Source organism: Nocardia anaemiae NBRC 100462 (genome assembly GCF_001612725.1).
GTDB lineage: Bacteria > Actinomycetota > Actinomycetes > Mycobacteriales > Mycobacteriaceae > Nocardia > Nocardia anaemiae.
Map to the genome: position 1 here is coordinate 15,965 of NZ_BDAZ01000062.1, position 12,659 is coordinate 28,623.

Annotated in this window: 9 protein-coding genes and 1 pseudogene; 5 read left to right on the forward strand and 5 right to left on the reverse strand. The window is 65.3% G+C overall.

Annotated features, from left to right (window positions below; all coding sequences use genetic code 11):
- Nucleotides 1–552: 552 nt before the first annotated feature.
- Nucleotides 553–885, reverse strand: coding sequence for a wax ester/triacylglycerol synthase domain-containing protein (locus tag NA5_RS43320; RefSeq protein ID WP_062992174.1), 333 nt, complete (start codon nucleotides 883–885; stop codon nucleotides 553–555).
- A gap of 5 nt (nucleotides 886–890) precedes the next feature.
- Between NA5_RS43320 and NA5_RS39665 the strand changes: the two genes are divergently transcribed.
- The 4 genes from NA5_RS39665 (at nucleotide 891) to NA5_RS30245 (ending at nucleotide 7,232) form a co-directional block, all read left to right on the forward strand.
- The gene (locus NA5_RS39665) at nucleotides 891–1,235 is read left to right on the forward strand and encodes a hypothetical protein (RefSeq protein WP_157110711.1); all 345 of its coding nucleotides are present in this window, start codon (nucleotides 891–893) and stop codon (nucleotides 1,233–1,235) included.
- Nucleotides 1,236–1,329: 94 nt separating this feature from the next.
- Entirely contained in the window at nucleotides 1,330–5,331 is a 4,002-nt protein-coding gene (gene otsB, locus NA5_RS30235) for a trehalose-phosphatase (RefSeq protein WP_281201767.1), read from the forward strand.
- A 683-nt stretch (nucleotides 5,332–6,014) separates the two neighbouring features.
- A complete protein-coding gene (locus NA5_RS30240; protein ID WP_062992178.1) occupies nucleotides 6,015–6,725 on the forward strand; it encodes a hemerythrin domain-containing protein in 711 nt (236 codons plus the stop codon).
- A 147-nt stretch (nucleotides 6,726–6,872) separates the two neighbouring features.
- Nucleotides 6,873–7,232: an ArsR/SmtB family transcription factor gene (locus NA5_RS30245; protein WP_062992295.1), complete on the forward strand. Its 360-nt coding sequence runs from the start codon at nucleotides 6,873–6,875 to the stop codon at nucleotides 7,230–7,232.
- 227 nt (nucleotides 7,233–7,459) lie between these two features.
- Here the strand turns inward: NA5_RS30245 and NA5_RS30250 are convergent, their stop codons facing one another.
- The gene (locus NA5_RS30250) at nucleotides 7,460–9,196 is read right to left on the reverse strand and encodes a SulP family inorganic anion transporter (RefSeq protein ID WP_062992180.1); all 1,737 of its coding nucleotides are present in this window, start codon (nucleotides 9,194–9,196) and stop codon (nucleotides 7,460–7,462) included.
- Nucleotides 9,106–10,938 carry a phosphoenolpyruvate carboxykinase (GTP) gene (locus NA5_RS30255; RefSeq protein ID WP_062992182.1) on the reverse strand — a complete coding sequence of 611 codons (1,833 nt, stop codon included), beginning with the start codon at nucleotides 10,936–10,938 and terminating at the stop codon, nucleotides 9,106–9,108. Before NA5_RS30255 ends, NA5_RS30250 begins: the two co-directional genes overlap by 91 nt.
- A gap of 124 nt (nucleotides 10,939–11,062) precedes the next feature.
- On the opposite strand from NA5_RS30255, the gene NA5_RS30260 reads away from it, so the two are divergent.
- On the forward strand, nucleotides 11,063–11,434 hold the full coding sequence (locus tag NA5_RS30260; RefSeq protein ID WP_062992184.1) for a DUF5313 family protein: 372 nt from the start codon (nucleotides 11,063–11,065) through the stop codon (nucleotides 11,432–11,434).
- Nucleotides 11,435–11,534: 100 nt separating this feature from the next.
- On the opposite strand, the pseudogene NA5_RS42500 reads toward NA5_RS30260, so the two are convergent.
- Nucleotides 11,535–11,655, reverse strand: a pseudogene (locus tag NA5_RS42500) (universal stress protein); the annotation flags it as partial.
- Nucleotides 11,656–11,831: 176 nt separating this feature from the next.
- Entirely contained in the window at nucleotides 11,832–12,593 is a 762-nt protein-coding gene (locus NA5_RS30265; protein WP_062992186.1) for an SDR family NAD(P)-dependent oxidoreductase, read from the reverse strand.
- Nucleotides 12,594–12,659 lie beyond the last annotated feature (66 nt).

A 12,659-nucleotide genomic window follows, 5' to 3' on the forward strand; every position in this document is an offset into this window, starting at 1 on the left:
CTCGGAGATATTCGGCACGTGTTGTCCGGGGCGGATCCGCTGGACAAAGCCGAGGTCTACCGGCACCTCAACCTGCAGATGACCTACCATCCCGCAAAACGACTCGTGCGGGTCGAGACATCTCTCGACCCGGACGGTTGGGGTTATGGCAAGTGTCCGGAGGGGGTATCGACCACTACGCCAACCTCCTGCGACATCGAAAACTGCTGGTCATCGGGAAATAGCGGTGGCGTGACGATTCTGGTGCGTTTGTGCCGTAGATGGCTGTGGGTGTGGTGGGGCCGGACGGGGTGCTGGATTTCCTGAGCCAGCCCCGTGTGAGCGTTCGGCGGCGAATAATCGATGACAGGACCGAGATCCTGGATTGCATCGCCCGTCACGGCGAGCAGGTGCGAGGAGATGCCCGGTCGACGTAGTTCGCGACTCGGTGTCGATTGCGATCTTGCAGGTTAGCGAGGATGACTTGTTCGTCGCCGACCGAAACTTTCAAACCCGAGCCATCGCCGCGGCCGTTATCGCTCGATTCAGCCCCTAGTCACCGAGCGGCTCGGTTTACCCGGAGCAACTCGATGCTGCAGAACATGATCTGACGACCGGAAATGGCTCGCACCAGCTCACCCGTCTCATACGGGTGAATGCGAACCTCGGATCGCAGAAGCTCTCGCGCAGGAAGACCCCGGAGACGGCATCGACGAGACTGTAGTGTGCCCGCACAATCAACGACCAGCGGTCGTTGGCGCGTTGCTCGACCACCGTGCACTGCCATAGCTGGTGGTCCCGGTCGAGTCGCTCTGCGAGTTCGGTCGCGATCAGTTCGAGCAACGTCTGCTTATCACCCGGCTCGGGCCGCGCGGCCGTCATGGACTGGCCCACCGCGACCGTCATCGGGTGTGGCCAGAACACCGGTGATCTTTGCGGCGACGGAAGGCACCGACGAGGAGGGTCTTTCGGCTCTGCCGCACGGTTCGCGCGAGCGGCATGCTGTGCTCGTGCTCACCCCACCACCACGGCGACATCCGATCCGGACGGTCGGCTGGAGGCCGTTCGATCAGACGGTCGACCGACTGTGCCTGGAGTTCGACGGCCAGTTCTCCCGAATCCGGGTAGCTGCGATGGTTCGGCGGTGTGCAGAGGATCTGGCGGGCACGCCACCCGGCGCACTGCCCGAACTCTGTGAGCGGTTGGCCCGCCAACGCCTCCTCGACACGATGCCCATACCCGCTGCGTGCGGGTAGACCTGCGGAGTTCGATGTGGACGTCAGTGCCGCCGCGGCCACGCCGGGAGTTCCGGCCCTTGATCAGAGGGACGGATCGCCCGACTCTGAACAGGTGAGAGCAAGCGGACGGCCTGCACCGGTGATCGATGTACGCCGCCATGACGCGGTGATCTTCGATATGGACGGGGTGGTCACCGACAGCGCGTCGATACATGCCGCGGCGTGGACTGAACTGTTCGACGCATTTCTCGCCGAATGCCCCGCCGAGCCGGGCCAGGACCGCGCACCATTCACCGACGCGGATTACCAGCGTTTCGTGGACGGTAAACCGCGGTACAGCGGTGTGGCAGATTTCCTTGCGGCGCGCGGAATTTCGCTGCCCTGGGGTGATCCGTCCGATCCGGAGCACGCTGCTACCGTCTGTGGTCTGGGCAATCGTAAGGATCATCTGTTCTGGGATCGGCTGGCTCGCGACGGAGTCCGGGTTTTCGAGTCCACGGTCGCGCTGGTGCGTGAGTTGCGTGACGCGGGCATCGGCACAGCGATCTTCTCGGCGAGCCGTCATTGTGCCCAAGTGCTCGAGGCCGCGGGTGTCGGCGATCTGTTCGCGGTGCGCGTCGACGGGACGGTTGCCGAAGAGCTGGGGCTGGCCGGCAAGCCCGACCCGGCGATGCTGGTGGAGGCCGCGCGTCGGCTGGGTGCGGATCCGAGCCGGACCGTCGTCGTCGAGGATGCCGAAGCGGGCGTCACCGCCGGTCGGCGGGGCGGGTTCGCTTTGGTGATCGGTATCGACCGGACCGGGCACGCCGACCAGTTGCGTTCCCACGGCGCCGATGTGGTGGTCACCGATCTGGCGGAGGTCCGCGTGCGTGCCGGATTCCGGCGCATGTCCGAGGTTTCGGGGGCGCTGGAGTCCTGGCCCCGTATCTCCGCCCTGTTCGATACCGAGAACGTGGCCGTACTGATGGATTTCGACGGTACGGTCGCTGAGATCGTCCCGGACCCGGATACGGCCACCCTGGTTGAGGGAGCCGCTGCGGCGATCACTGCGCTCGCCGAGGTGTGCCCGGTCGCGATCATCAGCGGCCGCGATCTGACCGATCTGCGAAAGCGGGTGCGGCTGGCGGGAATCTGGTATGCGGGAAGCCATGGCTTCGAACTGGTCGCTCCCGACGGCGGCTATCACGTACACGATGCGGCGCCCGCCGCCGAACAGGCGATCGCCAGCGCAGCCGCAGATCTGGGCCGCCGGGTCGGCGATATTCCCGGAGTTCGGGTGGAGCACAAGCGATTCGCCGTCGCGATGCACTATCGCAACGCAGCGCCCGATGTCGTCGCCCGGGCAATCGGTGCGGTGCACGCGGTCGCGCAGCAGGGCGGGTTGCGAGTGACGAACGGCCGCAAGGTGACCGAGTTGCGTCCGGATGTGGACTGGGACAAGGGCCGGGCCCTGGACTGGATCCTGGATCATCTGCCGGGTCCGGAATTGCCGATTTATCTCGGCGACGATCTCACCGACGAGGACGGCTTCGATGCCGTCGCATCGCACGGCATCGGAATCGTGGTGCGTCACAGCGAGGACGGAGACCGGCGCACGGCAGCGCGATTCGCGGTGGACAGTCCCGCCCGCGCCCGCGACCTCCTCGACCGGATGGCGGGGACCCTGGCTCGCGCATCCGACTCGGCGGCCGATGCCTGGACACTTGTCTTCGACGGGTACGACCCGCATACCGAGAAATTGCGCGAAGCACTGTGCACGGTGGGCAACGGTTACTTCGCCACGCGCGGTGCCGCACCCGAATCGCGGGCCGGCGAGCACCACTATCCCGGCACCTACGCGGCCGGAATCTACGACCGTCGCAGCGACAAGCTCGCAGGGCGGACGGTGGACAACGAGAGCCTGGTGAACCTGCCGAACTGGCTGCCGGTGTCGTTCCGGATCGATGACGGCGAATGGTTCGACATCGACACCACCGAATTGCTGTCCTACCGACAGGAACTCGATCTGCGCCGAGCGGTGCTCACCCGCAGTTTCCGATTCCGCGACACCGCGGACCGGATCACGCAGGTCACGCAGCGACGGTTCGCCACCATGCACCGGCCGCACGTATGTGCCATGGAGACGGTGATCGTCGCCGAAAACTGGTCGGGACGGCTGGTGATCCGCTCGACACTCGACGGCGCCGTCCAGAACTCGTTGGTGCAACGCTATCGAGCCCTGTCCGGTGACCACCTCACCCCTGTTCGGGCTACGAAGCTGTCCACCGATTCGGTACTGCTGGTCGTGCAGACCAGCCGTTCTCGGATCCCAGTGGCGATGGCGGCCCGCAACAGAATTCAGCGGGACGGGGAAACGATCACCGACACTGGGCAACTCGTCGAGCAGAACGGCATGATCGGACACGACATCGATATTCAGATGACCGCCGGGGCGGCGGCGACCTTGGAGAAGGTCGTCACCGTCTTCACCGGGCGCGACCACGCGAGCTCAACTCCGGAGGAGGAGGCCGCCCGCTGGATGAGCTGCCAACCCGGGTTCGCGGATCTGCTGGACGGACATACCGCGGCGTGGGAACACCTGTGGGACAGGTTGCGTATCGATCTCCAAGACCGCGAGAACGCGGTGCGCATACTGCGTCTGCACCTGCTTCATCTGGTGCAGACACTCTCACCCAACACCGCCGACCTCGACGTGGGTGTTCCAGCGCGAGGCCTGCACGGGGAGGCCTATCGCGGACATGTGTTCTGGGACGAGCTGTTCGTATTCCCGGTGTTGAACCTGCGCTTTCCCGCCCTGACGCGCTCGCTGTTGCGCTACCGCTACCGGCGATTGGCCGAAGCACGCCGCGCCGCAGCTGAAAGCGGTTGGGCAGGTGCGATGTTCCCCTGGCAGTCCGGCAGCGACGGCCGCGAGGAAAGCCAGCAGATGCATCTCAACCCCCGGTCCGGGCGTTGGAACCCCGACCCCAGTCATCGGGCCAGGCACATCGGCATCGCCATCGCCTACAACGTCTGGCACTACTATCAGGCGACCGACGACCGCGAATTCCTCACCGAATACGGCACCGAAATGCTAGTGGAGATCGCCCGGTTCTGGGCGAGCATCGCCACCTACGACGCCGAGCGCGACCGTTACCGCATTCATGGCGTAATCGGCCCGGACGAATTCCACTCCGGCTATCCGGCAGCACCGCACGACGGCATCGATGACAACGCCTACACCAACGTCATGGCGGTCTGGGTGATTCTGCGGGCGCTCGACGCGCTGGAACTGCTGACCCCGCGCGATCGCGCCGAACTGATGGAAACCCTCGGCGTCGCAGCCTCAGAGCCGGCGCACTGGGCCGAGGTCAGCCGCCGCATGCATGTGCCGTTCCACGACGGTGTTATCAGCCAATTCGAAGGCTACGACCAACTGGCCGAACTGGATTGGGACCGCTACCGGCAGCGCTACGGTGACATCCGAAGGCTGGACCGAATCCTCGAGGCCGAGGGCGACGACGTCAACCGGTACCAGGCGGGCAAGCAGGCCGACGTGCTGATGCTGTTCTATCTGCTGTCCTCGGACGAACTCCGAGAACTGCTGCAACGGCTGGGATACGACCTGCCCGGGGAGATGATCCCACGCACCATCGACTACTACCTCGCTCGCACCTCACACGGATCGACCCTGAGCAGCGTCGTACACACCTGGGTGCTGGCTCGTGCCAACCGTGACCGCGCCATCGAGTTCTTCAACAGTGTCCTGGAATCCGATATCGGGGACATCCAGGGCGGAACGACCGCCGAAGGTATCCACCTGGGCGCGATCGCGGGCAGCATCGATCTGGTGCAACGGTGTTTGACCGGGCTGGAAACTCGTAACGGGCGTTTGATATTCACACCCCACTGGCCGGAATCCTTGGGTTGGCTGGAGTTCCCGATCAGCTACCGCGGTCACCGGCTGACCATCCGGATCAGCGGCGACGGCGTGCAAGTGCGGTCGGAGCCGGGTGAGCTGGCGCCGATCGAAATCGAATGCCGAGGCCATGTCGAGCAGCTACCGCCCGGCTGGACCTTTCGGGTGGAGCGGAGATCGGCGCGGCCCCGCATCTACGGCAACGACAGCCAATAATCCTGGAAGCGCACGAAACAGTCGTTTTCGCGCGCGGAACTGGGAGCAGCAGCCGGAGTCGGCGCACCTGCTTCCTCGCGGGCGTTTTCAACCGAGTCGGCTTGGGCACATTGCTTCCTGATCGGGTCCGCGGGAATGGTGAGCCTGCCAGTAAACTCCACCTGGCCCATGCGGTTTTCTAAGTGGCGATGCGACTGCTGGTGTTCCCATCGGCCCCTACCACCACCCCGGCCGAGGCCAGCTGACGTTGATCCACATCATGTTCGGCGCGCCCACCTGTCGCCGGGCCATCACCCCTCATCGACTCGCTCTGCGATGCTTTGTTCATTTCGCTACCCCTTGTGTTGTTCCTGCTCGCGGGTATCTGGTTGTCGGACAAAGCATCTCGTCCGACCGACTCGGCTGTGTGGGGACGAACTCGTCGGCCGCGATAATCGACAAGCACGAGACGGCCGCAAGAAATGGGGGAGGGTTCGATCGATCGAGGTTTCGAACCGGCGGTCCGGGTCGAATTCCCAGCCGCAGTACTGATGCACCGAGGACAACGACAAGATTGCGGCCATCCGAGCCGAGCGCCGCGATGGCGTGACGATCATGGTTGGTGATGGTGTGAACGACGCTCCCGCCTTGGCCGCCGCTGATGTCGGCATCGCCCTGGGTTCACGCGGATCGACCGCGGCGGTGTGGCCGCCGACGCGGTAATCGTCGACGACCGAATCGATCGGCTGGCCGACGCCGTGAAGATCGCGCAGCGCTCGCATCGGCTGGCCGTCCAGAGCGCTGTCGCGGGGATGACTCTGTCGTTGCTCGCCATGGTTGCGGCGGCATTCGGTCTGCTCGTGCCGGGCGCTGGGCGCTCTGGTGCAGGAAGCAATCGACGTGTCGGTCATCCTGAACGCGTTGCGCGCGTCGCGCGCTGGCCAGCGACGCAACACCGCCGCGATCGATCCGCTGGTGGCGCGATTCGCGCGCGAGCACGAACACCTGATGACCGCGCGGCTTCAGTTCGGCAGTCCGCCGACGCCCTCGCAAACGGGACTGGACCGGTCACGAATGTCGCGGTCCGGCACTGCCTGGACCAGCTCACCGAGCATGTCCTACCGCATAAGCGCGCCGAGGAATCCCAGCTGTATCCCGCACTGGCGCAATATCTTCAGGACCCGGAGGCCATGGTCACGATGAGCCGTGAACACACCGAGATCGAGCGCTTGGTCGACCGGTTCCGCCGCCACCTCGACGAATCCCCGAACGGGCTACGCAAGGATCAGGTCGATGCTCTTCGCGCCACACTCTATGGACTGGATGCCGTCCTGAACGTGCATTTTCGCTCAGGAGGACGAAGCCCTGTTCACCCTGGCGCGCACCGAAACGTGAAGCCGGTGTGGCCGCGATAGCGAGGGGATCGAGGGACGATGATCAGGCCGAGTTCGGTGTCGTAGCGGCGATAGAGCAGGTGCGCGAGTGATCTCCAAGGGTCGATGGTGAGTTGCTAAGATTAGAAAGTATTCTCAGTGCCGGGTATTCGAGGAGTGGAGGAGTTCATGGCGGATGCGCGCCAGCCGCTCTATCGAATGAAGGCGGAGTTCTTCAAGACGTTGGGCCATCCAGCGCGGATCCGGGTATTGGAGTTGCTCAGTGAGCGCGACTACGCGGTCTCGGAGATGTTGCCGGAGGTGGGTATCGAACCTGCCAATTTGTCGCAGCAACTGGCGATTTTGCGACGGACCGGGCTGGTTACCGCGCATCGGGAGGGGTTGTCGGTGTCATATGCGTTGACTTCGCCTCGGGTTGCGGAGTTGTTGTCGGTGGCTCGCGCCATCCTGACCGGCGTTGTCGCTGGTCAGGCGGAGTTGCTCGAGGAGCTGTCCGAGCCAGGGTTGGTCGGCGAGGCCACGGGCTGAGGCGGATCCTCATGATCCGGTTGTCTCTCGACATGCCAACTGCTAACGGATTGCCGAGCGACCGCGGGAGGCCGAGTGCCGGACGGTGCTGGTCCGCCGTCTTGCGTGCGGCTCCTTCGAGCGTCCCGGAACGCAGCATGACAGTGTCACGTCCGCAGTGACCTGTCGCCAGGTAGACCGCACCTGACGACGGGCGATCGACCAGCCCAGCCTTGCGGATCGGGTTCTTACCGGGCGACCGGAACGTCGCTGGCGGGGAGGTAGCGTCGAGCGTGGTCGATCGCCGCGCCGGTGTCGGTGAAGATGGCCTCATCACCTCCGGCGGGAAGGGCGCCGATCGCGGACAGGCGCTGGTGGTGATCGGTGCGTAGTCCCGACATGAGCACAGTGATGTGGCGGTGCTCGAGTTTGGTGATGGCGTCTTTGAGTACGAGTGCGCCGGTGGTGTCGAGAGCGGTGATCTTGGACATGCGCAGGATGACGACTTCGACGTCGGCGACCTCGGCCAACTCCAGCAGGAACCGGTGTGCGGCGGCGAAGAACAGCGGGCCCTCGATGCGGTAGGCGACGATGTGATCGCGCAGCAGTTCATGCTCCTCGGCAAGGTGGTCGCTTTCGTCGAGCGGCACCTGTTCCAGGCGGGCCTCCCTGGCCACCGACCGCAGGGCGAGCACGATCGCGAATCCGACACCGACCGCCACCGCGGTGACCAGATCCAGTGCGACGGTGACGAAGAACGTGACCGCCATGATGATCGTGTCGCCGCGTGAGGCCCGCGCGATCGCGGTGAGTGAGGCGGTTTCCACCATGCGCACGGTCGTTGCGAGCAGGACACCGGCGAGTGCGGCGACCGGGATGTCGGCGACCAGCGGCGCGGCCAAGTAGATGATCGCGGCCAGGATGATCGCGTGCGTGAGCGCGGCCAGCCGGGTGCTGGCACCGGAGCGCACATTCACCGCGGTGCGGGCGATCGCCCCGGTGGCGGGCACACCGCCGAACAGCGGTGCGGCGATATTGGCCAGGCCCTGTCCGAACAGTTCGCGATCCGGGTTGTGCCGGGTGCCGACCGCCATGGAGTCGGCCGCGGTCGCCGATAGCAACGACTCCAAGGCCGCCAGCGCGGCCACCGCAAGCGCAGGCGCCACCAGCGACCCCAGCTGATCGGGATGCACGAAACCCAACGATGGCGCGGGCAGGCCCGCCGGAATGGTGCCGATCCGAGTCAGATTCAGATCGAACAACTTGGCGACGACCGTGGCGACGGCGACCGCTACCAACGCGAAGGGCAGCTTGGGCAGATAGCGGCCGCCGATCAGGATGACCACCGCCACAACCAGCGCCATCACAGGTGGTGCGATGCTCGGCTGTTCGACGTAGCGACGCATCGCGTCGAACGCCGACTGCCAGACCTTGTCACCCTCGGCGTGCACGATGCCGAGCGCGGCCGGAAACTGTTGCAGCGCAATGACCACGGCGATACCGGCGGTGAACCCCTCGATCACCGGGGCGGGCATGTAGCGCACCGCGCGGCCGACCCCGGCGACCGCAAGGACCACCAGCACCAGTCCCGCCATCAGCCCGACCGTGAGGACTCCGCTCGCGCCGTGCGCGTGCACGATCGGCACCAGCACCACCGTCATCGCACCGGTCGGGCCCGACACCTGGAACCGCGATCCGCCGAACACCGCGGCCAGCGCGCCCGCGAGCACCGCCGTGGCCAGACCCGCGGCCGCACCCAGACCGGAGCTGATGCCGAATCCGAGCGCGAGCGGCAGCGCCACCAGCGCGACGATCAACCCGGCCATCAGGTCCGCACTGGGCGCACGAACCGCGGGGCGCCATTCCGACCAGGTGGGTAGTAGAGCCCGCACGGTCACCGATTGCCGAGCAGGCGCAGTTTCAGCGCGGCCAGCTGCTCGCGCAGTTCCTCGGGCAGCCGGTTGCCGCCGATGGTGGCGAACCATTCATCGATCGAGCGTGTCTCGGCCACCCATTCCTCGATATCGACGACCAGCGCCGACTTGACCAGGGCGCGGTCGGCCTCGGCTACTCCGGACAGATCGAGCCCATCGGTGGCCGGGACATTCCCGATCGGTGTCCACTGTGCGGCCGCGGTGCCGTCGATCCGTTCCAGCGCCCACTTCAGCACGCGCACGTTATCGCCGAAGCCGGGCCACAGGAATTTGCCGTCCGCATCGCGGCGGAACCAGTTGACCTGGAAGATCTTCGGCAGCTTCGCGGCGTCCGCGCCCGCACCGAGCGAGAGCCAGTGTGAGAAGTAGTCTCCGACGTGGTAGCCGAGGAACGGCAGCATCGCCATCGGATCGCGGCGCACCACCCCGACCCGGCCCGCGGCCGCGGCGGTGGTCTCCGAGGACAGTGTCGAGGCCATGAATACCCCGTGCGCCCAGTCGAAGGATTCGGCGATCAACGGGATGGTGGTGGCGCGGCGGCCGCCGAAGAAGATGGCCGAAATCGGCACGCCCGTCGGGTCGTTCCATTCCGGGGCTACCGACGGGCACTGCTGGATCGGTGTGCAGTAGCGCGAATTCGGATGTGCGGCAGGTGTTTCGGAGGCGGGTGTCCAATCGTTGCCGCGCCAGTCGGTCAGGTGGGCCGGTGGCTGGTCGGTCATGCCCTCCCACCAGACATCACCGTCGGCGGTGCGCGCGGTGTTGGTGAAGATCGAATTGCCGAGTTCGATGGTCGTGATCACGTTCGGGTTGGTCGATGCCCCGGTCCCGGGTGCAACACCGAAGAATCCGGCCTCTGGATTGACCGCGTACAGCCGCCCATCGGCGCCGAAGCGCATCCAGGCGATATCGTCACCGATGGTCTCGGCCTTCCACCCGGCCAGCGCCGGTTCCAACATGGCGAGGTTGGTCTTACCGCACGAGGACGGGAACGCCGCGGCGACGTAGTGCACTTTGTCCTGCGGGGAGGTCAGTTTCAGGATCAGCATGTGCTCGGCCAGCCACCCCTCGTCGCGACCGAGTACCGAGGCGATCCGCAATGCGAAGCACTTCTTGCCGAGGAGCGCGTTGCCGCCATACCCGGACCCGTAGCTCCAGATCGTGCGTGCCTCTGGGAAGTGCGCAATGTACTTGGTCTTGTCGCACGGCCATGGCACATCCGCCTCCCCGGTCGCCAGTGGCGCGCCGACCGAATGCAGGCACCGCACGAAATCGACACCGCCGGTCAGCTTTTCCCATACCGGCGCACCCGAGCGGGTCATGATCTGCATCGATACCGCGACGTATTCCGAATCAGTGATCTGCACACCATATTTCGGCTCCGCTGCGTCCAACGGTCCCATGCAGAAGGCGATCACATACATCGTGCGGCCCGCCATCGAACCGCGGTAGTGCTCGGTCATCACCGTGCGCATATCCACTGGGTCGACCCAATTGTTCGTGGGTCCCGCGTCCGACTCGTCTTCCGAACAGATGAACGTGCGATCCTCCACCCGGGCCACATCGTCGGGATCAGACGCGCACCAGAACGAATTCGGCTTGGTGCGCAGCGGCACAAAGGCGCCCTTGGCCACCAGCTGTGCGGTCAGCCGGTCCCACTCCTGTCGGGAACCATCGCACCAGACGATGTGATTGGGCGCGGTCAGCTCGGCGATCTCACGAGCCCAGGCGGTGATCTCCTGATGCGGCGTGGGGGCTTGGGGATTCAGGGTGGGCGCAGAGCTAACGGTCACGAGTGTGCCTTCCTTCGAAAAACGCTACGTGTTTAATTTAGAAATCATGCAATCAGTTGAGCAGGCGTAACCCACCTCGTCCAGACTAATCTCTTGATTGCGCACTTTAGCAAACAGGAGAACGATGCCGAACACCGCCGTACTGCCGCGCCCGCAGCGGATCGGCTACATCCTCGGCCGCACTTTGCCTCCATCGATGTCGGAATGGGTGCTCAACGACCTGACCGGAGCGGGCGCTGCGCGCCGCTATCTGATGCGGTTCCTGCTCCCGATCACCCCGGTGCTCATGTTGTTTCTGCTGGTGCCCGGCCCGAAATGGATGGGTCTGGCGATGATGGCGCTGCTGTACCTGCCGCTCATCTACTTCACCGCCGCCCTGATGTACGTCTACCGGCGCAGCCGCCTGATCAAGCACGGCCTCGACCCCGCGCTGGCCGACGCCGAGTCGGGGCGCTGCGCCGAAGCCGACTACGAACGCCGCCACGGCCGCGACTGACGGGGGCCGCGCCGGGCAGACCAATCATGGCCATCCCCGGCGATGCCGGTCGGCGTCCGGCGGCATCGCGGCTGCGGGTAATCAAGAGCCGGTTCGGGTATCAGGGGCGGGCGACGATGAGTGGGCAGCCGGTGGCGTATAGGACGGTTTGGCTGACCGAGCCGAGGGTCATGTCGGCGAAGCCACCGCGGCCCGCGGCTGCCGACGACGACGAGCTGGGCGTTTTTCGGACTCGGCGATCACGAACTGCAGGGCCCAAAGGCCGCTTGTACCAAGGGATATGCCATAAGATCGAGCCCTTGGCTCACAGAGCACTCGAGCCGGGCAGCATCGCGCTCGGGCCACTCGGGTCAGGGAAGTGGTGTCGTCGGGATTCGCGGCTGGGCGGTGGCGATCATTACCATGTTCCGTGCGCCTGAGCAGGCGCGACGAGTGTCATGCCGGCCGTGGCACCGCCATCGATGACGAATTCGGATCCGGTCGAGAAGGTGGCGTCAGTGACGATGAAGCCGACCATCGCCGCGACCTCTTCCGGTTCACCGAACCGCGGAAGTGGTTGTCCCGAGGCAATACTCGCGTCGAAGCCAGCGGTCATCGGGGTGTGTATCGGACCGGGGTGTACCGAGCAGACCCGGATCCCGGCGTCGCCGAGTTCGAGAGCAGCGGCCTTGGTCAATCCGCGCAGGCCCCACTTGCTCGCCACGTATCCGGCGATCCCCGAGTAACCGACCAGGCCGGCGGTCGAGGAGATATTGACGATGACGCCGTCGCCGTTGGCGCGTAATCGCCGTGCCGCCAGATGCATGCCGAGCCAGGCACCGAACAGGTTGACGTCCACGACATGACGGAACATCGCTGGGGATTCGGACTCGATGCGGCCGAAGTCGACGATGCCCGCGTTGTTCACCAGGACGGCGAGCGGTCCGAAGTTCGCTTCGGCATCGTCGAGCACCTGACGCCAGCCGGATTCGTCGGTGACGTCGAGATGTCGGAATAGCGCTGTCGGGCCGATGGATTCGGCTGTCGCAGTGCCCTCGGCATCAAGGAGATCGGCTACGACGACGCGGAGGCCGGATTTGACGAGGGTTTGCGCGATTGCCGCGCCGATGCCGTGCGCGCCGCCGGTGACCACGGCACTGCGGCCGTGAAATTCGGGCATGGTGTCAACCTCCGTTCGATGATGGCCGAAGGTCTCGGTCTTCTGATGGAAACTTTGTCGATCTCG